This is a genomic window from Actinoallomurus rhizosphaericola (assembly GCF_024055675.1).
Taxonomy (GTDB): Bacteria; Actinomycetota; Actinomycetes; order Streptosporangiales; family Streptosporangiaceae; genus Actinoallomurus; species Actinoallomurus soli.
In genome coordinates this window covers 1-21,130 of the sequence record NZ_JAMXMW010000013.1, presented here as the reverse complement: position 1 = coordinate 21,130, position 21,130 = coordinate 1, and the positions used below count along the sequence as shown (strand labels likewise).

The 21,130-nt window shown below is 70.7% G+C and carries 23 protein-coding genes and 1 pseudogene; 16 read left to right on the top strand and 8 right to left on the bottom strand.

What is annotated here, in order from left to right:
- Positions 1 to 38: 38 nt before the first annotated feature.
- A complete protein-coding gene (gene pdxR, locus NE234_RS26600; RefSeq protein ID WP_252783382.1) occupies positions 39 to 1,529 on the top strand; it encodes a MocR-like pyridoxine biosynthesis transcription factor PdxR in 1,491 nt (496 codons plus the stop codon).
- An 84-nt stretch (positions 1,530 to 1,613) separates the two neighbouring features.
- Here pdxR and NE234_RS26595 read toward each other — a convergent pair whose 3' ends face one another.
- Positions 1,614 to 2,348, bottom strand: a complete 735-nt coding sequence (locus NE234_RS26595; RefSeq protein ID WP_252783381.1) for an SDR family oxidoreductase — start codon at positions 2,346 to 2,348, stop codon at positions 1,614 to 1,616.
- 99 nt (positions 2,349 to 2,447) lie between these two features.
- Between NE234_RS26595 and NE234_RS26590 the strand changes: the two genes are divergently transcribed.
- Positions 2,448 to 2,780 carry an ArsR/SmtB family transcription factor gene (locus NE234_RS26590; protein ID WP_252783380.1) on the top strand — a complete coding sequence of 111 codons (333 nt, stop codon included), beginning with the start codon at positions 2,448 to 2,450 and terminating at the stop codon, positions 2,778 to 2,780.
- A gap of 223 nt (positions 2,781 to 3,003) precedes the next feature.
- Here NE234_RS26590 and NE234_RS26585 read toward each other — a convergent pair whose 3' ends face one another.
- Positions 3,004 to 3,951: a GlxA family transcriptional regulator gene (locus tag NE234_RS26585; protein ID WP_252783379.1), complete on the bottom strand. Its 948-nt coding sequence runs from the start codon at positions 3,949 to 3,951 to the stop codon at positions 3,004 to 3,006.
- 186 nt (positions 3,952 to 4,137) lie between these two features.
- Here NE234_RS26585 and NE234_RS26580 point away from each other — a divergent pair, with 186 nt between their 5' ends.
- The 4 genes from NE234_RS26580 to NE234_RS26565 all read left to right on the top strand — a co-directional run bounded on the left by NE234_RS26580 (position 4,138) and on the right by NE234_RS26565 (position 6,419).
- Positions 4,138 to 4,809 (top strand): DJ-1/PfpI family protein, encoded by a 672-nt coding sequence (locus NE234_RS26580; protein ID WP_252783378.1) that lies wholly within the window; start codon positions 4,138 to 4,140, stop codon positions 4,807 to 4,809.
- 38 nt (positions 4,810 to 4,847) lie between these two features.
- Entirely contained in the window at positions 4,848 to 5,333 is a 486-nt protein-coding gene (locus tag NE234_RS26575) for a hypothetical protein (RefSeq protein WP_252783377.1), read from the top strand.
- A 112-nt stretch (positions 5,334 to 5,445) separates the two neighbouring features.
- Entirely contained in the window at positions 5,446 to 5,697 is a 252-nt protein-coding gene (locus NE234_RS26570; protein ID WP_252783376.1) for a hypothetical protein, read from the top strand.
- On the top strand, positions 5,694 to 6,419 hold the full coding sequence (locus NE234_RS26565; RefSeq protein WP_252783375.1) for a DUF3159 domain-containing protein: 726 nt from the start codon (positions 5,694 to 5,696) through the stop codon (positions 6,417 to 6,419). The genes NE234_RS26570 and NE234_RS26565 overlap by 4 nt, the downstream gene beginning before the upstream one ends.
- 34 nt (positions 6,420 to 6,453) lie before the next feature.
- On the opposite strand, the gene NE234_RS26560 is transcribed toward NE234_RS26565, so the two are convergent.
- The gene (locus NE234_RS26560; RefSeq protein ID WP_252783374.1) at positions 6,454 to 6,915 is read right to left on the bottom strand and encodes a MarR family winged helix-turn-helix transcriptional regulator; all 462 of its coding nucleotides are present in this window, start codon (positions 6,913 to 6,915) and stop codon (positions 6,454 to 6,456) included.
- Between the two features lie 54 nt (positions 6,916 to 6,969).
- Between NE234_RS26560 and NE234_RS26555 the strand changes: the two genes are divergently transcribed.
- The gene (locus NE234_RS26555; RefSeq protein ID WP_252783373.1) at positions 6,970 to 7,893 is read left to right on the top strand and encodes an alpha/beta hydrolase; all 924 of its coding nucleotides are present in this window, start codon (positions 6,970 to 6,972) and stop codon (positions 7,891 to 7,893) included.
- Between the two features lie 73 nt (positions 7,894 to 7,966).
- On the opposite strand, the gene NE234_RS26550 is transcribed toward NE234_RS26555, so the two are convergent.
- Complete coding sequence (locus tag NE234_RS26550) at positions 7,967 to 9,040, bottom strand: tyrosine-type recombinase/integrase (RefSeq protein WP_252783372.1); 1,074 nt, start codon at positions 9,038 to 9,040, stop codon at positions 7,967 to 7,969.
- A gap of 146 nt (positions 9,041 to 9,186) precedes the next feature.
- Between NE234_RS26550 and NE234_RS26545 the strand changes: the two genes are divergently transcribed.
- The 4 genes from NE234_RS26545 to NE234_RS26530 all read left to right on the top strand — a co-directional run bounded on the left by NE234_RS26545 (position 9,187) and on the right by NE234_RS26530 (position 13,321).
- Complete coding sequence (locus tag NE234_RS26545; RefSeq protein WP_252783371.1) at positions 9,187 to 9,597, top strand: VOC family protein; 411 nt, start codon at positions 9,187 to 9,189, stop codon at positions 9,595 to 9,597.
- Between the two features lie 131 nt (positions 9,598 to 9,728).
- Positions 9,729 to 10,181 carry a pyridoxamine 5'-phosphate oxidase family protein gene (locus tag NE234_RS26540; protein WP_252783370.1) on the top strand — a complete coding sequence of 151 codons (453 nt, stop codon included), beginning with the start codon at positions 9,729 to 9,731 and terminating at the stop codon, positions 10,179 to 10,181.
- Positions 10,182 to 10,423: 242 nt separating this feature from the next.
- The gene (locus NE234_RS26535; RefSeq protein WP_252783369.1) at positions 10,424 to 12,814 is read left to right on the top strand and encodes an ATP-binding cassette domain-containing protein; all 2,391 of its coding nucleotides are present in this window, start codon (positions 10,424 to 10,426) and stop codon (positions 12,812 to 12,814) included.
- Positions 12,815 to 13,144: 330 nt separating this feature from the next.
- Entirely contained in the window at positions 13,145 to 13,321 is a 177-nt protein-coding gene (locus tag NE234_RS26530; protein WP_252783368.1) for a hypothetical protein, read from the top strand.
- A gap of 16 nt (positions 13,322 to 13,337) precedes the next feature.
- Here NE234_RS26530 and NE234_RS26525 read toward each other — a convergent pair whose 3' ends face one another.
- Together NE234_RS26525 and NE234_RS26520 are read right to left on the bottom strand one after the other, a co-directional pair.
- Entirely contained in the window at positions 13,338 to 13,961 is a 624-nt protein-coding gene (locus NE234_RS26525) for an NADPH-dependent F420 reductase (protein ID WP_252783367.1), read from the bottom strand.
- A gap of 17 nt (positions 13,962 to 13,978) precedes the next feature.
- Positions 13,979 to 14,713, bottom strand: a complete 735-nt coding sequence (locus tag NE234_RS26520) for an SDR family NAD(P)-dependent oxidoreductase (protein WP_252783366.1) — start codon at positions 14,711 to 14,713, stop codon at positions 13,979 to 13,981.
- Between the two features lie 144 nt (positions 14,714 to 14,857).
- Between NE234_RS26520 and NE234_RS26515 the strand changes: the two genes are divergently transcribed.
- Complete coding sequence (locus NE234_RS26515) at positions 14,858 to 15,493, top strand: TetR/AcrR family transcriptional regulator (RefSeq protein WP_252783365.1); 636 nt, start codon at positions 14,858 to 14,860, stop codon at positions 15,491 to 15,493.
- A gap of 168 nt (positions 15,494 to 15,661) precedes the next feature.
- Here NE234_RS26515 and NE234_RS26510 read toward each other — a convergent pair whose 3' ends face one another.
- Positions 15,662 to 16,837: an erythromycin esterase family protein gene (locus NE234_RS26510; protein WP_252783364.1), complete on the bottom strand. Its 1,176-nt coding sequence runs from the start codon at positions 16,835 to 16,837 to the stop codon at positions 15,662 to 15,664.
- Positions 16,838 to 16,927: 90 nt separating this feature from the next.
- Between NE234_RS26510 and NE234_RS26505 the strand changes: the two genes are divergently transcribed.
- The 4 genes from NE234_RS26505 to NE234_RS26490 all read left to right on the top strand — a co-directional run bounded on the left by NE234_RS26505 (position 16,928) and on the right by NE234_RS26490 (position 20,033).
- Positions 16,928 to 17,611: a TioE family transcriptional regulator gene (locus NE234_RS26505; protein ID WP_252783363.1), complete on the top strand. Its 684-nt coding sequence runs from the start codon at positions 16,928 to 16,930 to the stop codon at positions 17,609 to 17,611.
- Between the two features lie 192 nt (positions 17,612 to 17,803).
- Positions 17,804 to 18,427, top strand: coding sequence for a dihydrofolate reductase family protein (locus NE234_RS26500; protein WP_252783362.1), 624 nt, complete (start codon positions 17,804 to 17,806; stop codon positions 18,425 to 18,427).
- A gap of 50 nt (positions 18,428 to 18,477) precedes the next feature.
- Positions 18,478 to 18,801, top strand: coding sequence for a YciI family protein (locus NE234_RS26495; RefSeq protein WP_252783361.1), 324 nt, complete (start codon positions 18,478 to 18,480; stop codon positions 18,799 to 18,801).
- Entirely contained in the window at positions 18,798 to 20,033 is a 1,236-nt protein-coding gene (locus NE234_RS26490) for an RNA polymerase sigma factor (protein WP_252783360.1), read from the top strand. The genes NE234_RS26495 and NE234_RS26490 overlap by 4 nt, the downstream gene beginning before the upstream one ends.
- Before the next feature lie 144 nt (positions 20,034 to 20,177).
- On the opposite strand, the pseudogene NE234_RS26485 reads toward NE234_RS26490, so the two are convergent.
- Positions 20,178 to 21,130, bottom strand: a pseudogene (locus NE234_RS26485) (ISAzo13 family transposase); the annotation flags it as partial.

Genomic DNA, 21,130 nt, shown 5'->3' with positions numbered 1-21,130 from the left:
CGTTCTCGTGACCGGAACTCTGCCGCCACAATGGCTCGATGGACAGGTCCAAAGAAGACTCCTTCGGGGGGTCCATAACGGCCGGCTCCGATTTCCTTCAGCTGAGCGTCGAGGACGCGCGGGCCGGCGGGCTGTCCGAATGGCTCGCCGACCGGTTCCGGTCGGCGATCTGCGACGGCCGCCTGACCGTGGGAAGCAGGTTGCCCGCGAGCCGGCAGCTCGCGCGGGATCTGGGCGTGTCCCGCGGCGTCGTCACCGAGGCCTACCAGCGTCTGAACGAAGAAGGCTACGTCGCGGGGCGCGGCCGGAGCGGGACGATCGTCGTCGGCGCTCCGGGCCGGACGCCATCGGCGCGCCCGCGGCCCGTTCCGGGGGGCGCCGTGCCGACGGACGCGGTGTTCACGACGTCGCCCGGCGTCGAGGTCTTCGACTCGCTGCGAGCCGCCCCGGCACGGATCGACCTGTCACCGGGCGTGCCCGACCTGGCCGCCTTCCCGCGGGCCGCATGGCTGCGTGCCGAACGCTCATTGCTCGCCGACCTGGAATCCACCGCTCTCGGGTACGGAGACCCACGAGGATCGCCGGCGTTGCGCGCCGCCGTGGCGGACTGGCTGGCCCGCAATCGCGGGATCCTCGTCGACCCGGCAGAGGTGATCATCACCGCCGGCACGGCCCAAGCGTTCGGACTGCTCGGGGAGGTGCTCGCCGAGGCCGGGATCGGCGAAGTGGCGGTGGAGGATCCCGGATCGCTGGGCGCCCGCCAGCACCTGCACAACCGGCGGCTGGCCACCCCACCGGTGTCAGTCGATGCCGACGGGATGGATGTCGGCGCACTGCGCGCGACAGGCGCACCGGCCGTCCTGCTCACTCCTGCGCACCAGTTCCCGACCGGCGTGGTGCTCGGTGGCGATCGGCGCCGCGAACTGATGCGATGGGTCGATGAGGGCGGCCTGATCATCGAGGACGACTACGACGCCGAGCACCGGTATGACCGGCCTCCGGTTCCGGCGCTGCGCTCGACGCTCGGCGAGCGCGTCTGCTACGCCGGGAGCGTGTCCAAGCTGCTGGCTCCGGCGCTGAGGATCGGCTGGTTCCTCGCGCCGCCGAGGTACCGCGACGCCGTCGTGGCCGCCAAGCGGTTCGCCGACCTCGGCAACGCCGTACTGCCGCAACTGGTGCTGGCCCGCCTGATGGAGTCAGGGGAGATGGAACGCCATCTGCGACTGCTGCGCAGACGCCACCGCCGTCGCCGGAACGCCATGATCGACGCGATCAGAGCCCGGCTACCGGAGGCGACGGTGCACGGCGCCGCAGCGGGCCTGCACCTGACGATCACCTTCGACACCGGGTTCAGCGACGTCGACCTCGCCGCCGCGTCGCTCGCACGCGGGGTGAAGGTACAGCCGCTCTCCTGGCACCGGCAAAGGCCCGGCCGCCCAGGACTCGTCCTCGGCTACGCCGCGAGCGCCCCCACCGCCATCGACGACGGCGTGGCGGTCATCGGCGAGGCGCTGCGCCGTGTGCGCTGACGGCTCCGCAGGGCGCTGACCCTCACCGTCACCTGGCGGCCGGTAGCGCCGAGATGAGCGCCGCCGTCGTCGAAACGGTGTCGGCTAGGCGGCGAAGCCGCCGTCGATGGTGAGGCTGGTGCCGGTGACGAAGGCGGCCTCCGGGCCGGCGAGGTAGGAGACCAGCGCCGAGACCTCTTCCGGCGTCCCGATCCTGGGCAGTGCCAACCATTTGGTCATGGCCTGGGCGGCGGGACCGTCCACGGTCATGCTGTCATTGGCGGTGGGGCCGGGTTGGACGTTGTTCACCGTGATGCGGCGGGGTCCCAGATCTCGGGCCAGGCCGCGGACCAGGCCGGCGACGGCCGCCTTGGTCATCGCATAGGCAGCCGCCCCGGCGAAGGGGGCCCGCTCGGCGTTCACGCTGCCGATCGTCACGATGCGGCCGCCGTCGCGGAGGTGGGGCAGGACCGCTCGGATGGTGTGCACGACCCCGCGCACGTTCACGTCGATCATCTGATCGATCTCCTCGGCGGGAAGGGTGTCGATGCCTCCCGCACGGGCCACGCCCGCGTTGGCCACCACGACATCGAGCCGTCCCCATCTGTCCATGGTGTGCTCCACCACCCCGGCGATGACGGCGGGATCGGCCGCATCGGCCTCCAGGCACAGCACGTGGCCCTGATGGGCGTTCACCTCGTTGACGACCTGCTCGGCTCGGTCCCGCTTGGTGGCGTAGGTGAAGGCCACCCGCATGCCATCGGCCGCCAGTCGGCGCACGATGGCCGCGCCGATCCCCCGAGAACCTCCAGTGACCAATGCCACCTTGCTGTCGTCCATGTCATGACCTCGATTCGACAGTCAACGAATACGTCGATGGATATCGAACAGTACGATAGTCGTCGACTTGATGGCAGAACGACGCCCTAAGGGAGCATCGTGCTGATCGATGAGGCTCACCCCGCAACGGCCGACCTGCGACTACCGAAGGTTCTGGCGGCCTTGGCCGACCCTGCGCGGTTGCTGATGGTGCGCGCCCTGAACCGGGTGGGGGAATCGTCGTGCACCCGGCTGCAGCAGACGGCCGGCCTGACGATCAGCCGGTCCACGTTCTCCCACCATCAGCGGGTGCTGCGCGAATCCGGGGTGATCCAGGTCAGGGTGCGCGGTTCCCAGCGCATCCTCAGCCTGCGCCGTGACGACCTGGACGCCTGTTTCCCCGGCTTGCTGAACGCCGTGCTCCACACCGCCTCCGAGTTCATCGAAACCTGACAGGAGGCGCGGCATGCAAAAGCAGATCGCCGGCTCGGCGTGCAGGCGTACGCGATCGATCACGACGAGCTGAACCTGATCCGTAGCGGCCGGCGCCTGGTCGAGCCCGTTGCGGTTACGGCGCGTGGTGCCGGAGAAGCCACGATCGAGGTAGACGGCGCACTCACCACAAGACATCCTCAGCGCCAACGGCTGTCCGCAGGTTCCCCGACCCCGTGGTCGTTCAGCGGGAGCCGCGGAAGGCGGCCCGATAGGCCTGCGGGGTGGTGCCGGCGACGCGCTTGAAGCGCTCGCGGAAGGCCGTCGCGGATCCGAAGCCGGCCTGGGCGGCGATCCGCTCGACGGAGTGGTCGGTGTGCTCGAGCAGGTACTGCGCCCGCCTGACCCGGGCCCGCAGCAGCCACTGCAGGGGCGTGGTGCCGGTGTGCTCGCGGAAGCGGCGGCTGAAGGTACGGGTGCTCATGCCGCAGCGGGCGGCCATGGCCTCCAGGGTGAGGTCCTCCCCCAGGTGGTCCTCGATCCAGGCCAGTGTCGGTTCGAGCAGCGAGCCGCGGGGCACCGGATGACGCTCGTGGACGATGTACTGGGCCTGGCCGCCCTCGCGTTCCAGCGGCGTGACGGCCAGGCGTGCGGCGTCGGCCGCGACGGCCGAGCCCAGGTCGCGGCGGACCATGTGCAGGCACAGGTCCAGGCCCGCTGACGCGCCGGCCGAGGTGAGCAACTGCCCGTTGTCCACGTAGAGCACGTCGGGCCGCACCTCGACCTTGGGGAACATTTCGGCGAAACGCTGCGCGGCGGTCCAGTGTGTGGTCGCGGCCAGACCGTCCAGCAGGCCCGTGGCGGCCAGGATGAAGGCGCCGCCGCAGATCGAGGCGATGCGCGTACCGCGCGCGGCCGCGTCGCGCAGTGCCTCCAGGACGTCGGCCGGTGGCGGTCCGGCGGTCTCGCCGCAGCCGGGCACGATGATCGTGTCGGCGTCCGCGAGCGCCTCCAGGCCCCACGGCGGGTGGATGGTGAAGGTCTCGGTCGGCACGTGTGGCTGCGCGCCGCAGGCCTGCACCCGATACGGACGGCGCCCGTCCGGCAGGCGGACCCGGCCGAACACCTCCACCGGAATGGCCATGTCGAAGACCACCGTCTGATCCAGCACCAGGATCGCCACCGTATGCACGAGCGCAGCGTACGCCGGATTCCGGCCAGAGCGCAGGCGTGCGCTACGAGTGGCTATGAAGTCGAATGTGCAGATCAGCGAGTTGGCGAGAATCTGTTGGAATATGTCGATCCAGCCTGTGGTCCGCGCACGTCGGCTCTCCTAGCGTGAGCGCGGCAGTGACGGAACGACAGAGACGAGACATCGATGCTTGCCCAATTCGTCCTTTTCGATGGCTTTGACCCGCTGGATGTCATCGCACCGTTCGAGGTGTTCAGCGCCGCCGGGATGTTCACCGACCGGGTGAACGCCGAACTGGTCGCCGCCGAGGGGCCCAGGGAGGTCCAGAGCGGGATCCCTGCCATCTCCCTGACGGCCGCCGCCTCCCTGGACCCCGACCGCGCGGATCTGATCGTCGTCCCCGGCGCGGCCGGCCGATCACTCCCCGCAGGCCAGGGCGACCCCACCGGCGAGGATGCGGAGGACACGATCCCCGCCGTCCTCGGCCGCACCCTGACCACCGGACTCCCGGCCCTGCTGGGCAAGGCCATGGCCGCGCCCGACACCACGGTGGCCACGGTGTGCGGCGGCTCGCTGATCCTCTCGATGGCCGGGCTCATCGGCGGGCGCAAGGCCATCACCCATCACCAGGGTCTGGACGTGCTCGGCGCGAGCGGCGTCGACGTCATCCGGGCCCGGGTCGTCGACGACGGTGACCTGGTCACCTCCGGGGGTGTCACCTCCGGCCTGGACCTGGGGCTGTACCTGCTGGAACGGGAGGTGGGGCCGAAGGTCGCGCTGGCCGTCGAGCGGCTGTTCGAGCACGAGCGCCGCGGTGTCGTGTGGCGTGACCTCGGGCCCGTCCCGATGAGCGCCTGACCCCGTTCCCTCCCTCAGACCGAAAGCACACCCCGGCGATGACGAAGATCCTCCTCATCCTCCACGTACTCGCGGCGGTCATCGCCGTAGGCCCGGTCACCGTCGCGGGCAGCATGTTCCCCGCCGCGGCCCGCAGGGCCGCCGGCGCGTCCGGCGGGGCCGAGGCGACCGCCGCCGTGCGGCTGCTGCACCGCATCTGCCGCGTCTACGCCGTCGTCGGCCTCGCCGTTCCCGTCTTCGGGTTCGCGACCGCCGGGAGCCTGCACGTCCTCGGCACTCCCTGGCTGATCGTCTCCATCATCCTGACCGGCGCCGCCGCCCTCGTGCTGGCGCTGCTGGTGCTCCCGGCCCAGGAGACCGTCATCGCCGGCCTGTCCGGCGACGGTATGAGCGCCGCGACGGCGACGGGCGTCGAGCCCGCGCTGATCAAGCGGCTGGCCATGCTGACCGGCACCTTCAACCTGCTGTGGGCCACGGTCACCGTGCTGATGATCGTCCGCCCCGGCTCCACCACAGGAGTGTGACCCCATCACCGCGCCCCCGACACCGACGTCACGGCACACCCGCAGGCCGCTGCGCGTCTCCGCGACCGTCGAACTGGTCAGTCTCGCCGTCCTGCTCGGCAACCTGGCGACCGTGCACGTTCAGGAGATCGCCGCGATCTTCGGCCCCGTGCACGGCATCGCCTGGCTCTTCGGCGTCTTCGCCACCTGGCGCGACCCGCGCCGGACCACCGGGATCGCGGTGTGCGCCGTGGTCCCCGGCATCGGCGGCCTGCTCGCGCTCCGCGCCCTGGATCGCGCCGACGAGCAGGCCCGGAGGCCGCACACGGCGGCGGATCCTGCCGGTTCCGGACGGCACGCCGCCCCGACGCGAGGGCGGTCATGAGGACCTCGCCCAGTGAGCCCCGGTCACAGAACCATCACCACCCCGACGCGGGGTCACCCCCGGCCCGGCACGACACCGCCGTGCGCGCGGCGGCGACGGCGGCGCTCAGGCGGGGCGGCCGCGTCTCCTCACTGGTGACGACGGCGGCCCCCACCCTCGTGTTCGTCGTGGCCGACGGCATCGGCGGACTGCGGGCGGCCCTGATCGCGACCGTCGCCGCCGGTCTCCTCGTCCTCGGCTGGCGGCTGCGCGCCCGGCGGCAGGTCAAACACGCGGTGCTCGGTGCGCTCCTCGCCCTGCTCTGCGCCGCGACGGCGGCGGGCACCGGGCAGGCGAGAGGGTTCTTCCTCCTCCCGATGCTGCTTCCGGCCGCCGCGACGGCGGCCTGCCTCCTGTCCGTCCTCGCCGGCCGCCCCCTGGCCGGCTTGGTCGCGAACCGGATCGTGGGCGGCCCGCCGGACTGGCGCTCGCACCGGCCGCTCCACCGTTTCTATACGCGGACGACCCTGGTCATCTCCGTGGTGAGCTTCGCGAGCCTGGCCGCGCAGGCGGCCCTCTACCGCCTCTCCGCGGTCGCCTGGCTCGGGATCCTGCACATCCTCATGGCACCGCTGTGGGCCGGTGTCACGGCCGCCTCGATCGTCCTGTCCCGCATGGCCGTGACCCGCCACCGGTACCCGGCCGCGGCAGATCCCGCCGGCCGGGCGGCGAAGGACCGATGACCGAGGACGCCGCCGACCGCACGCCACGAGATCGTCAGCCCGTGGGCGTGCCGATCTGGTCGCGTTCGAGTACGGAGCGCAGCTTCGAGAAGGCCTGGGCGGCGGTCGTCACCGCGGCATGGTCGAGAGCGCCTCCGATCAGCTCGGCGAGCACATCGGCGACGGTCGCCTCCGCCGCGTCGACGAGTTGCGATCCGTCGGGGGTCAGGGCCAGCAGCGAGGACCGGCGATCGGATGGATTCGGCTGACGCACGGCCCATCCCTGCCTCTCCAGACGGTCGATGCTCTTGCTGGTCGCCCCGATGCCGATGGCGAACTCGGCGGCGAGGTCCGCCACGCGGGACCCCGGGTGGTCGCGCAGGTAGCGCAGGGCCTCGAACTGTGACGTGACGATCCCGTGCCGTTCCCGGAGGCGGTCGTTGAGGGCGTTGTACAGGCGCGTCTCGCATCGGACCAGGTCGGCGAAGAGGTTCAGCAGGTCGGCCGCGTCACTCAACTTATATTCCTTGGCATATAGTGCTCTGGAAGCTACTTTGAGGAGAGCATACCCATGAGCAGGGAACAGCGCGCCAAGGTCGACGCGATGATGCGGCAGCCGCGTCCTGATGGCCCCAGGTCGGTCGAGGCGCTCCGCACCGGGTTCAAGGCGCTGATGGCGCAGATGCTCGTGCCCCGGGACATCCGCACCGCGCAGACGACGCTCGGGAGCCGCCCCGCGCTGCGGGTCGAGCCGAGCGATGGGCCGCGCGCCGGGACGATCCTGTACTTCCACGGCGGCGGGTGGGTGTTCGGCTCCCCCGAGACCGCCCTGTCGCTCACGGGGCACCTGGTGGCCAAGACCGGCTTCGGGGCCTACTCGGTGGACTACCGGCTCGCCCCCGAGCATCCGTTCCCGGCCGCGATCGAGGACACCCTGAGCGCCTACCGCGCCCTCCTCGACAGCGGCGCAGATCCCTCGGCCATCGCGTTCGCCGGTGACTCCGCCGGCGGCGGCCTCGCCGTCACCACCTGCCTCGCCGCCCGCGACGCGGGCCTTCCGCTCCCCGCCGCCCTCGTGGCGTTCTCCCCGGGCCTCGACGCCACCCGTACGGGCGAGAGCATGAACACGAAGGAGGGCATCGACCCGATCTTCACCCGCGCGGCCGTCGAACACACCGGGGCCATGTACCTCGCGGGAGCCGACCCGCACCAGCCCCTGCTCAGCCCGGCCGTCCTCGCCGACCTGACCGGCTTCCCCCCGATACTGATCCAGGTCGGCACCAACGAGATCCTCCTGGACGACTCCACGCGCCTGGCCGCGCGTGCGAGAGAAGCCGGAGTGGACGTCATCCTGGACGTCACCGCCGACGTGCCGCACGTGTTCCAGTCGTTCGCCGGCCTCCTGGACGAGGCCGACGAGGCACTGGACCGTGCGGCTCTCTTCCTCACCCAGCGCGTCCACGCCGAAGGCACGGCGCACACGTCGGTGGAGTAGTCGCGCCTCCGGCCTCACACGGGCTGTGACTCCCCCGGATCCCTTCGGCGGGCACCCGGCGTGTCGCTGCCGATCAGGGCAGGCGAAGCCGGTCGACGGCGTCCCGGCGCTGCCGCTCGGGACGGCGGTCATAGCGTGCCGTCGTGGCCGGTGAGGCGTGACCGACGAGTTGCTGCGCCGTGGCCAGGTCGACTCCGGCGTCGAGCAGTTCGCCGATGAAGGTCCGCCGGAAGTCGTGGGGCGTGTGCGACGGGACGCCCGCCTCCGCCAGCCGGCGGGCGAGAATGCCGGCGATCGCCTGCCCCGTGGGATGGGCCAGGGCCCCATCGCGGATCCGGCACCGGCCCATCCTGCTGATCGGCGGGAACAGCGCCCCCGGCCCGCGGCCGCGAACGGCGATCCACGCGTCCAGCCGCGCGGCCGCCTCGACCGTCACGAAGACCAGCCGCTCCTTGTCGCGCTTGCCGCGAACCCGCAGGGATCGCTCCGCCGGGTCATAGTCGCCGACCGCCAGCCCGGCGATCTCCCCCCGCCGGGCGCCGGTGGTGTACAGCGCGGCGAGCAGTGCCGCGTCCCGCCGCCCGGCGGGCGAGGGATCGGCGTCGCACACGGCCAGGGCGGCGGCCAGGGAACGGTCCGGGATGTGGTGGCCGCTCGGCAGCCTGCTCCCCTCCACCGACTTCAGGTCCACGGCGCGCTGGTAGTCCTCGGCCGTCATCAGCCCCAGCCGCCAGCACTCGCGCAGCACCTGCCGCAGCGCGACGAGATGCTTGTTGATCGAGGACGGGGAGTAGGCCGGCCGCCCGTCCTCCCCCGTTCTGGCGCGCAGTTCGGCGCGGATACGCGTCGTGTGCTCATAGCGGAGCAACCACCACGGGCGCCCGGCCCCGGTCACGTTCTCGTCCATGGCGACGATCCGGGCGATACGGTCAAGACAGCCGCGCATCGTCCGCCGCGACTGCTCGCTGTCCAGCCGGTCCAGATAGACGCGGTACGGGTCGCGCTCCGGGTCATACGCCGACGGCAGGCCCGGACTCCCCCAGTCGCGCAGCGCGCCCCCGGCGGCCGACGCCGGCCGGGCCGGCACGCCGCCTCCGCGGATCCGGTCGGGGCTCGGCGCCGTCCCCTGAGATTCGTCTTCAGCCATCGGCGGACCATCTTGTCATCCGATGGCCACCTCCTTCGACCGGCGCGTACGACCGCGGTGACCCCCTCCTACGCCTCGTACCAGGTGACCAGACCGATCAGGAATCGAGAAGCGCGGGGTCGCCGACCGCACCTAGCCTTACGGCCATGGACCTCACGATTCACAACACCTTCCTGCCTCACGATGACCCGGACGCCTCCCTGGCCTTCTACCGCGACACGCTCGGCTTCGAGGTCCGCAACGACGTCGGCCACGGCACGATGCGCTGGATCACGGTGGGCCCCAAGGGCCAGGCCGGCACGTCCATCGTGCTGCACCCGCCGGCCGCCGACCCCGGCATCACCGAGGACGAGCGCCGCACGATCAGCGAGATGATGGCCAAGGGGACCTACGGCATCATCGTCCTGGCCACGGACGACCTCGACGGCACGTTCGAGCGGCTCCAGGCCGGTGACGCCGAGGTCGTCCAGGAGCCGACCGAGCAGCCGTACGGGATCCGTGACTGCGCCTTCCGCGACCCCGCGGGCAACATGATCCGCATCAACGAGATCCGCTGAGCCACCGCCCTCCGTACCGGTCATGCCGGCATGGAGGGCGCCGTGACGGAGCCGGCGCCCGACGCCGGTGGCGGCCGCACGGCCACGTCCACCGTTCCCGACCGCAACGTCCCCGACCTATCTCAGGACCCATGACTGCCGACCCTCGCTCCCGCGCCCAACGTCGTCGCGACACCGAGCACCGGCTCGCCAACGACACGGACATCTGGGTGGCCAGTGCCTCCGCGGACGGTGCCCCGTATCTCGTTCCGCTGTCCTTCGACTGGGACGGCGAGGCGCTGCTGCTCGCCACGCCGACGGACAGCCGGACCGGAAGGAACCTGGCCGCCGCCCGGTCCACTCGGCTGGGGCTGGGCCCCACCCGCGACGTGTCCATGATCGAGGGCGAGGTCGAGATCCTCGAGCTCGACGCGCTGCCGCAGGAGCGGGGTGACCGGTTCGCCGCCCGCACCGGCTTCGACCCACGTACGCTGACCACGCCGTACCGCTGGTTCCGCGTCCTCCCGCGCCGGATCCAGGCGTGGCGCGAGGAGAACGAACTGGACGACCGCGAACTGATGCGCGACGGCCGCTGGTTGGTCTGACGCCTCGGCCGGGCGCGCCGCGTGGCCGCGCTCACCTCCTTCCCGACGAGACCGCGTGGGATGCTCGGTCGCGTGCGTCGGCGTCGGCCGTACGGGCGCCGCCCCGGCCCGGCCGGCGGTGGCCATCGCCGCGACCACGCCGGCAAGGACAGAACCGAACCTACGACTCGAAGCCGGTCAGACTGAGCCAGGCGACGCCGACGGCGACCCCGGAGGCGGCCCGCCCGATGGATGGAGACACGATGAGCATTGCCACGAGGACGGACACACAGGCGCCTGCGTCCCACGTGGCCGACAGCCACGACCTGATCCGGGTGCACGGCGCGCGCGTGAACAACCTCAAGGACATCAGCGTCGAGATCCCGAAGCGCCGGCTGACGGTGTTCACCGGCGTGTCCGGCTCGGGCAAGAGCTCGCTGGTGTTCGGCACGATCGCCGCGGAGTCGCAGCGGCTGATCAACGAGACCTACAGCTCCTTCGTGCAGTACTTCATGCCGACGCTGGCGCGGCCCGACGTCGACGTACTCGACGGGATCACGACCGCGATCATCGTCGACCAGCAGCGGATGGGCACCGATCCCCGCTCCACGGTCGGCACCGCGACCGACGCCTACGCGCTGCTGCGCATCCTGTACAGCCGGCTCGGGAAGCCGCACATCGGCTCGCCGCAGGCGTTCTCGTTCAACGTCGCGTCGGTCAGCGGAACGGCCTCGGTCACCTCCGAGCGCTCCGGAAAAGACGGGAAGGAGGACCGCAGCTTCACCATCACCGGCGGCATGTGCCCACGCTGCGAAGGACGGGGCAAGGTCTCCGACATCGACCTGTCCGAGCTCTTCGACGATTCCAAGTCGCTCAACGAGGGCGCGATCACCGTCCCGGGCTACAAGGCCGGCGGCTGGAGCTACAAGCTCTTCACCGCCTCGGGCTACCTCGACCCGGACAAGCCGATCCGCGACTACACCAAGAAAGAGCTGCACGACTTCCTCTACCGGGAGCAGACCCGGATCAAGATGGAAGGCGTCAACATGACCTACGAGGGGCTGATCCCCCGGGTCCAGAAGTCGATCCTGTCCAAGGACAAGGAGGCGATGCAGCCGCACATCCGGGCGTTCGTGGACCGGGCGGTCACCTTCACCGCCTGCCCCGAGTGCGGCGGCTCCCGGCTCAGCGAGACGGCCCGGTCCTCGCGGATCAAGGGCGTCAACATCGCCGAGGCCTGCGCGATGCAGATCAGCGACCTGGCCGAATGGGTCCACGGCCTCGACGAGCCGTCGGTGGCTCCGCTGCTGACCTCCCTGCGGGAGACCCTCGACTCGTTCGTCGAGATCGGCCTGGGCTACCTCTCGCTCGACCGGGCGTCGGGGACGCTGTCGGGCGGCGAGGCCCAGCGCGTCAAGATGATCCGCCACCTCGGCTCCTCACTCACCGACGTGACCTACGTCTTCGACGAGCCCACCGCCGGCCTGCACCCCCACGACATCCAGCGGATGAACGAACTGCTGCTCCGGCTGCGGGACAAGGGCAACACGGTGCTCGTCGTGGAGCACAAGCCCGAGGTCATCGCGATCGCCGACCACATCGTCGACCTCGGGCCCGGCGCCGGTACGGGGGGCGGCACCGTCTGCTTCCAGGGCACCGTCGATGAGCTGCGGGCCAGCGACACCATCACCGGCCGCCACTACGACGACCGGGCCGCCCTCAAGGACACGGTGCGGAAGCCCACCGACACCCTGAAGATCCGCGGAGCGACGGCGAACAACCTCCGCGACGTCGACGTCGACATCCCGCTCGGGGTGCTCACCGTCATCACCGGCGTCGCCGGCTCCGGCAAGAGCTCGCTCGTGCACGAGTCGATCCCCGCCGGGGCGGGCGTGGTCTCGATCGACCAGAGCGCGATCCGTGGTTCACGCCGGAGCAACCCGGCGACCTACACCGGACTGCTCGACCCGATCCGCAAGGCGTTCGCGAAGGCCAACGGCGTGAAGCCGGCGCTGTTCAGCGCCAACTCCGAGGGTGCCTGCCCGAACTGCAACGGCGCCGGCGTCATCTACACCGACCTGGCGATCATGGCCGGCGTCGCCACCACCTGCGAGGAGTGCGAGGGCAAGCGGTTCCAGGCGGCGGTGCTGGAGTACCACTTCGGCGGCCGCGACATCAGCGAGGTGCTCGCGATGTCGGTCGCCGAGGCCAGGGAGTTCTTCGGCACGGGCGAGGCGCGCACACCGGCCGCACACGCCATCCTCGACCGGCTCGCCGACGTCGGGCTCGGCTACCTCGTCATCGGCCAGCCGCTGACGACACTGTCCGGCGGCGAGCGGCAGCGTCTCAAGCTGGCCACCCACATGGCCGAGAAGGGCGGGCTGTACGTCCTGGACGAGCCGACCACCGGGCTCCACCTCGCTGACGTCGAGCAACTGCTCGGCCTGCTCGACCGGCTCGTCGACTCGGGCAAGTCGGTGATCGTCATCGAGCACCATCAGGCGGTCATGGCGCACGCCGACTGGATCATCGACCTCGGCCCCGGCGCCGGTCACGACGGCGGCCGGATCGTCTTCGAGGGCACACCCGCCGACCTCGTCGCCGCCCGTTCCACCCTCACCGGCGAGCACCTCGCGGCCTACGTCGGCGCCTGATCGACGCCCGTCCGGCTCCGTCCGGCTCGCTCCGGCGACCGGGCCGAGCCGGACGGGCGCGCTCAGCCGGCGGGCGCGCCGGACGACTTCGTCATCGGGCCGAGCAGAGCCGCCCGATGCCTCGCCGACCCGGCCACGTGGCGCAGACCTCTAGCCCCGTCGTCGACGCGCACCTCACGCCAGACGTCATCGACCACATACGGCCTCGGGGAACGTCGGTACAGCGGTCAACGCTAAGCCGGTGATCATGGGGTCCAGCACAGGTGACAGTGGTCGCGGCGGTTCCGCACCTTCCTGCGCGGGCGGGCCTGGACGCATGCCGAGGGGCCGGTGGCGCTGTTCAACCAGGCGGTGGGTTGGCTGCGCCGTCACCGGGTGCTGCTGCCCGGGGTGTCGGTGCCGGCCAGGCAGGTGTCGGAGGCGCGAAAGGTCGCGGAAACGCGGCTACACGCCACGGTCGCGGGGCCGCGCGGCCGGAAGGCCCCGGACCCCGGCCAGGACCCCTGATCCGTCAACCGTTTGCTCAGACGGCAAGTTCGGTGATGCTGAGGGCGAAGTCCAAGTTCCCCACCCCGTGGTTGGCGAGGCCCACGGTGACCACGCCCGCTCCTTCCAGCCAGTGCGCCATTTTCAGGCCGCCGACGTCCAGCGGGCGCAGCCCGAGGCTCTCGATGAACGCCTCCACACTTGCCTTGGCCTGCGCATTGTCGCCGGCGATGAAGACGTCGGGCCGCCCCTTCTCCAGGACATGACGGAAGACGGTGTTGAACGCCTTCACCACGCTGGCGCTGGCCGGGGCCGCCTTGGCGACTTCCTGCGCGATCGAGGTCTCCTCGCGGTGGGCTAGCCCGTCGAACGTGGAATTGAAGGGATTGCTGATGTCGACGATGACCTTGCCCGCGAGAGCGTCTCCGTATTGGGCGACGACCGGCACGACACTGTTGTACAACAGGGCCACGATGACGATGTCCCCCGTCGGGGCGGTGCCCCATTCTCCCGTCGTGGCGCCGCCGCCGAGAGCCTTGGCCAGGCCATCGGCCTTGGACTGATCGCGGCCCATGACCTCGACGGTGTTGCCGCCCGCTAGCGCCCGCGCGCCGATGGTACGGGCCATGTTCCCGGTGCCGATGATGCTGATGTTGCTCATGACATGTCCTGTTCGGTTCAGATGGCGGTGGTGCCGCCGTCGGCGACGAGTTCCATGCCGTTGACGTAGCTGGAGTCGTCGGAGGCGAGGAAGAGGGCGACGTTGGCGATTTCGTCGGGGCGGCCCATCTGGCCGCGGGGAATGAGGGACTCGAACTGGCGCTTGGTGGCCTCGTCGAAGAGTTCTTCCTGCTTGGCAGTGGCGACCTGGCCGGGGGTCAGGACGTTGACGCGGATGCGGCGGTCCTTGAGCTCGTTGAGCCAGACGCGGGCCCATGCCTGCTGGACGGCCTTGCTGCCGGCGTAGACGCTCCAGCCGGGGAAGGCGCCGAGGGAGGCGTTGGAGCCGGTCATGAGGATGGAGCCGCCGTCGTTGAAGAGCGGGAGGGCCTTCTGGACGGTGAACAGGGTGCCGCGGGCGTTGAGCCCGAACCAGGTGTCGAACTGAGCCTCGGTGATCTCGCCGAGCGGGGCGGGCTCGCCCCCTCCGGCGCTGGCCCACAGCACGTCGAGGCTTCCCTTCTCCCGCTTGACGGTGTCGTACAGGCGGTCCAGGTCGTCCAGGTCGGCAGCGTCGCCCCGGGCGCCGGTGACGTTGCGGCCGATCTGCTCCACGGCCTCGTCCAGGGCCTCCTGCCGGCGGCCGGTGATGAAGACGTGTGCTCCCTCATCGACGAACAGCTTCGCGCCGGCCAGCGCCATGCCGCTGGTGCCGCCGGTGATGACCGCGACCTTGCCGTCGAGCTTTCCCATAGTCGCTCCCTTGGGTCGGTGGTGCCGTGCGCACCAGGGGTGACGGTGTTATGTACACCGATCTGTGTGCTTACCGTACGGGGTGGGCGACCGGGGCGCAAACTATGTACACCGGTCGTTACCCAGTCGGCGTACGATGGACCCATGACGGAGTTGGAGAAGGGCCCCAAGGGCCGCCGTCGCGGCCGGGGCGCCCGCGAGCGCATCCTCAGTGCGTCCCAGCAGCTGTTCCGCGAGCAGGGCATCAACCGCACCGGCATGAACGAGCTCTGCGCGGCGGCCGAGGTGTCCAAGCGCACGGCCTACCAGCACTTCACCAGCAAGGACGAAATCGTCGCCGAGTACCTGCGCCGGTTCGACCCCTCCGTTCTGTCCAGCGTGTTCGACCGCACCGACCTCACGCCCCGCGAACGGCTCCTCGCCGCCTTCGACGTCCCCCCCACCACCCCCCTGTGCCCCTACATCGCCGCCGCCGTCGAACTCCACGACCCCCAGCACCCCGCGTCCCAGTACGCACGCGACTACAAGAAAGCCGTCGCCGCGCGGCTCGCCGACACCGCCCGCGAAGCCGGCGCCGCCGACCCCGAACAGCTCGGCGAGCAGCTCGCCCTGCTCATCGACGGCGCCGCGGCCCGCACCCGGGTCCTCAACACCGACGCCTTCCCCACCGCCGCCGCCATCGCCGCCGTCCTCATCGACAACGCCATCCCCGCCGCAGTCGGCGATGACCAGCAGCGCCGCCACGGCGAGCAGGTAGCCGGCGCTGGCCCCCTGACTTGACGCGTCCCGGTCGCGTTCCGCGCCGTATCGGGACGCATGCGCGGCAGCTGACCTGTGGCGTGGCCGACGGGCCGTGCCGAGGACGTCGACGTCCTCGGCACGGCCCGCTCCCCGCTCCTCGGTCGCCTGGCGACGCCGGCCTGCGGGTCGGCTTCCCACGCACGCCTGTCAGCCCAGCGGGCGCAGCCTGACGGCCTGCTTGAGGAAGACGATGCCGTCGATCATGTCGAGTTGCGCCGGATCCAGCGGGAAATAGGCGAAATCGCGGGAGACGCGCGGGGCGGGCCTCGTGATGGTCTCGGCCAGGCGGCGGGTGTCGATGAGAGCGTGGTCCCACGGAAGCGTGGACAGGATGCCCTCGATGGTGTCCGGGGAAGGGGTGTCGTCGCCGGCCGTGCCGAGGGCCGAGGCCAGGAAGGCGTACCGGTCGCCCATCCGCGTTCCGATGATCGCCCCTGCGCTCCACCACTCCAGCCGCTGGTCACCGAAGGGCATGACGCTCTTGGTCCGCTGCAGGTGGAGGTTGGAGGAGAAGACCAGGGCCGGGCCGTTCTCGGCGACGGCACGCAGGTTGGCGGCCATCATCGCGGCCCGCAGGGCCGACAGCCGGGTCCACCGCGCCGGGGACGCGTCGGCCATCCAGTAGTGGTAGCGGAGCAGACCGGTGGCGGTTCGCGCGTACAGCGCCGCCCGCGCCCTGGCCTCCGGGCTCAGCTGCGGCGCCTGCGTTTCGAGCAGCGCCACCAGGTCGTCGGTGATGAGCCGCAGCCGCTGCGCGTCGGCGGACCGGCCGATCGACTGGGACGGATCCATCGCCGTGGCCTCGTTCGACCAGCGGTCGTCCGGGCCGAGCAGCGCGTCGAGGGTCTCCCTGGTCACCACAGTGCGGGGCAGTGGACCGTCGAGGAGGGCGTAGAGGGCCGTGAGCGCCTGGCGCGGGCTCGCCGCCCAATACTCCAGCGGGCCGTCGAACCCGAAGAACCGCAGCTTTTCGTCATGTTCTTCGTTGTACGCCCGCATCCACCGCACGAGGTCGCGGTTGGCCGGGGAGGTGCCGAAGTCGTGGCTGAAGCCGCGTTCCATGACGTCGTCGAGCGTGCCGGCGCCCGTCGTGATGTAGTCGTCCACCACGAGGCCCATGAGACAGTCGCTCTCGATGGCGAATGACCGGTAGCCCTCGTGCTCGACCAGGTGCCGGAAGATCTCGTTGCGCACCTCCCCCAGCTCCCCCACGAAGTGCCTGGCCTCGCCCAGGCCGAGCAGCAGGGGCTTGGCGGGAAGCGACCGCAGGAACGCCGAGACGCCCGCGCCGTCCAGCGGCCGGGCCGTGTCCTTGATGTCCATTCCCTCAACGGTATCGTTGAACATTCGGTGTAGACTTTCCCGCCGAGATTCGCCGTCAGACGCCATGAACCTTCAATCGGTGGTGCATCCATGAGGCCAGTGGACCTGGCGCGCGAGCACGGCCTGTCCACCCAGGCGATCAGGAACTACGAGGACGCCGGCATCCTGCCCGCCGCCGAGCGCACCACCCACGGCTACCGCACCTACACGCCCCTGCACGCGCACGCCCTGCGGGCGTTCCTCGCCCTCGTACGCGGGCACGGTCACCAGACGGCCACGTCGATCATGCAGGCGGTCAACCGTGGTGCCATCGAGGACGCGCTGCGGCTCATCGACGAGAGCCACGGCCAGCTCCTCGACGACCGCCGCACCCTCCAGGCCGTCGAAGCCGCACTCCGCGATCTGGCCCCCGTACCGCAGGAACGCGGCGACACGTTCATCGGCCCGCTGGCCAAGCGACTCGGCCTGCGCCCTGCCACTCTGCGCAAATGGGAGAACGCCGGGCTGGTCCGGCCGCGCCGTGATCCGCAGACGGGCTACCGGATCTACAGCGCGGCCGATGTACGGGACGTCCGGCTGGCCCACCAGCTCAGACGGGGCGGCTACCTGCTCGAGCAGATCGCCCCGCTGATCGCCCAGGTCCGCTCCGCCGGAGGCGTCGCCCCGCTGGAGTCGACGCTGCGCGACTGGCAGGCCCGCCTGTCCGCCCGGGGCCGCGCCATGCTCAAGGGCGCCGCCGACCTGGACGCGTACCTTCGCGTCCGCGAATCCTGAGGCCGGCAGATCGTCGCAAGCGGTACGCGCCGTACCCGGGCGCCGGCTGGGGTCGGTCAGTCGCCTGGGGGCATTGGCTTCAGGAAGTTCTTCAAAGAAATCCGGGAGGCGGTGTCGGATCGGGGCGGTGGTGTTCGTAGCAGGGGTGAGGCCCTCCACAAGGGGCGGCGCCAACGTGAAGGAACCGCGACCATGAAGCTGACGACCATGACCCAGGTCACCGTCGATGGAGTGATGCAGGGAAACGGCCACGCGTCGGATGAGGACCGCAGGAACGGATTCGAGCGCGGCGGATGGGCTCTGGGGAAGGGCGACAACGAGACCCACGCGTTCATCAACCAGACCTACCGGCACGCCGACGCGTTCCTGTTCGGCCGACGGACCTACGAGCTGTTCGCCGGTTCATGGGGGACCCTTACGGCCCGGGATGCCCCTGGCTGGGAGTCCGTCGTGGAGGCGTTGAACACACGACCCAAGTACGTGGCGTCGAGCACGCTCACCGATCCGGTGTGGTCGGGCACGACCGTCCTGTCCGGAGACGTCGCGGACGCCCTCCGAGAACTGAAGGCCGAGCCGGGGGGCGAGCTGCAGGTGCACGGCAGTGGCATCCTGACCCGGTGGTTGCTGGAGAACGATCTGGTCGACGAGATGACTCTGATCACCATCCCGGTGGTCGTCGGCCAGGGCGCGCGGCTGTTCCCCGACGCGGGCCCGGATCGCACGCTCGACCTGGTCGAGTCGCGAGTCGACTCCAAGGGCGTGACGATCCAGGTCTACCGGCCGGCCGGGCGCCCGAGCCATGCGGCAACGGCTTGAAGTCCCCTGACCACCGGACCACGCTGTCTTTGCACCACAGGAGGATTCAGATGCAGTACCTGGTTTCCGTGATCGACGACAAGAGCAATCCCGGCAGCACCGACAGGCAGCCTGCCATCAGCGCGTTCAACGAACGACTGATCGCCGAGGGCTACTGGGTCTTCGCGGGCGGACTCGCGGACACCGACACGGCCACGGTCATCGACAACCGGGGCGAGCAGGCGGTGATCAGCGACGGGCCTTTCGTGGAGTCGAAGGAGTACCTCGCCGGCGTCTGGGTGTGGGAGGCCCCCGATCTGGATGTGGCGCTCAAGCTCGCCGCCGAGGCGTCGAAGGTCTGCGATCGGAAGATCGAGGTGCGGCCGTTCCTGTGAGCGATGTCGAGGAGGCGGTCACCCGGGCCCACCGCGAGGAGTGGGCCCGGGTGACCGCCGCCCTGACCAGGCGCTTCGGTGACCTCGACATCGCCGAAGAGGCGGCCGCCGAGGCGTTCGCGACCGCCGTCGAGCGGTGGCCGGCCGACGGCGTACCGCCCAATCCCGGCGCGTGGCTGACCACCACCGCCAACCGCAAGGCCATCGACCGGCTCCGGCGCGAGAACAAGCGCGACGACAAGCACAAGGAGGCTCGGATGGTGTACGACGCCGACCCGCCCGAGCCTGTCGGCGTCATCGACGACGACCGGCTCCGGCTGATCTTCACCTGCTGTCACCCGGCGCTCGCGATGGAAGCCCGTTTGGCGCTGACGCTGCGCATGGTCGGTGGTCTGACAGTGCCCGAGATCGCCCGCGCCTTCCTGGTGGCCGAGAGTGCCATGGGGCAGCGGATCACCCGCGCGAAGGCCAAGATCAGGGCGGCGCGCATCCCCTATCGGGTGCCGTCCGCCGAGGATCTGCCGACGCGTGTCTCCGGCGTACTCGCCGTCCTGTACCTGGTGTTCAACGAGGGCTACCTGGCGACCGGCCCCGACACCGATCCGGTACGTCCCGGCCTGACCGCCGAGGCGATCCGGCTCACTCGCCTGATCCGTGCCCTCCTGCCGGACGACGGTGAGGTGGCCGGGCTGCTGGCGCTTATGCTCCTCATCGAGGCCCGCCGCCCCGCCCGGGTCTCGGCCGGCGGCGAACTGGTCGCTCTCGACGAGCAGGACCGTGGGGCCTGGGACGCGGCGCTGATCGCCGAGGGCCATCGGCTGGTGCGCGAGCGCCTCGTCGCTGCCGCCGCCGGGGTGGCTCCGGGCCGCTACCAGATTCTCGCGGCGATCAACGCCGTGCACACCTCCGCCCGCGACATACGCGACACCGACTGGTCGCAGATCCTCGCCCTCTACGACCAGCTCCTCCGCCTAGAGCCCTCGCCGATCATCGCCCTCAACAGGGCCATCGCGGTCGCCGAACTCGACGGTCCGGAGGTGGCACTGGCGGCCGTCGACCGTCTTGAGCACAGGTTGCCCGGCTATCACGCCTATCACGCCACCCGCGCCGACCTGCTGCGCCGGCTGGGCCGCGGTCATGAATCGCGCGCGGCCTACGACAAAGCCATCGAGCTGGCCGGCAACACCGCCGAGACCGCCTACCTGACCCGCCGCCGCGATCAACTGCGGTAGCGCCCACCGGTCCTGGTCAAAACGCTCAGCCGACGGTCCCCTTCTGCCGTCTGTGACGGGCTTTCCGACCTGCCGGACGCGGTCTCCCACGTCTGGCCGCAGGCGCTGGTGCAGACCTGCATCGTCCATCGTGGCCGCCAAGAATCAACATGCTGGTTTTCCGGGGCCGGGATGCTCTGGTGGTGTGTCGGTCGAGGCGAGGAGGTCGGCGGCCGAGGCGTAGCGGTGGTCGGCGGGGGTGATGGCGGGGTGGTGGCTGTCGAGGACGGGCAGGACGTCTTTGATCGCGTTCCAGAGGGTGCTTTTGCAGATGTCGAACAGTTCGGCGAGGGTGTCGAGCGTGCAGATTCGGCGTTGGTAGAGGATGGTGGCGAGGATCCGGTCGCCGTCGGTGATCTTCTGGCGGAAGACTCCGCCGCGGGTGCCGGGGCGTCGGTTTCCGCCGCGTTGGCGGTGGCGGCGCTGTTCGATCGCTGCGGCGTAGGGCACGATCAGTTTCTCGAGCAGGGTGTCCAGTGCGTCGCGGCTCATGCCGGTCAGACGTGGGTCGGTCAAGGCATGGCGGGTCGGGTGCGCCGGGACGTGCGCGACAGGGTTGGTGCCGGCGCCCCAGGCGCGTAGGTCGTCTGCTCGGGTGAAGTAGCGGACGACTGTCGGGGTGATGCTGATCTTCTCCTCGTCCAGGAGCTGGCGGGTGGCTTTGATCGCCTGGCCGATCGTGACCGGGTTGATCCCGAGCAGGTCACACAGCACCTTCTGCGGGCAGAGCTGCCGCAGGTAGATGACGGTGATCAGGACCTCGTCGGAGTTCGAGAGCAGGGCTCGGCTGCGGCCGGTGGTGGCGACGCGTCGGCCGCCGCGCAGTACGTAGCGGTGTTGCTCGGCCCGAGCCTCCTGGGCCGGGGCGAGCCGTGAGCGCAGCGCGTGGAGGTCGTCGCTGCTCATGCCGGTCAGGCGGGGGTCGGCGAGGATCGCGAGGGTTTGGGCGCGAGCCGCGGCTCGCTGGTCTGCGCGCGGTGGGGCTGCGGTGCCGCCTTCGGGGGCGATGCTGTAGTTCCAGGCTCCGTGTTCGGTATGCGCGGTGATCGGCAGGGCCT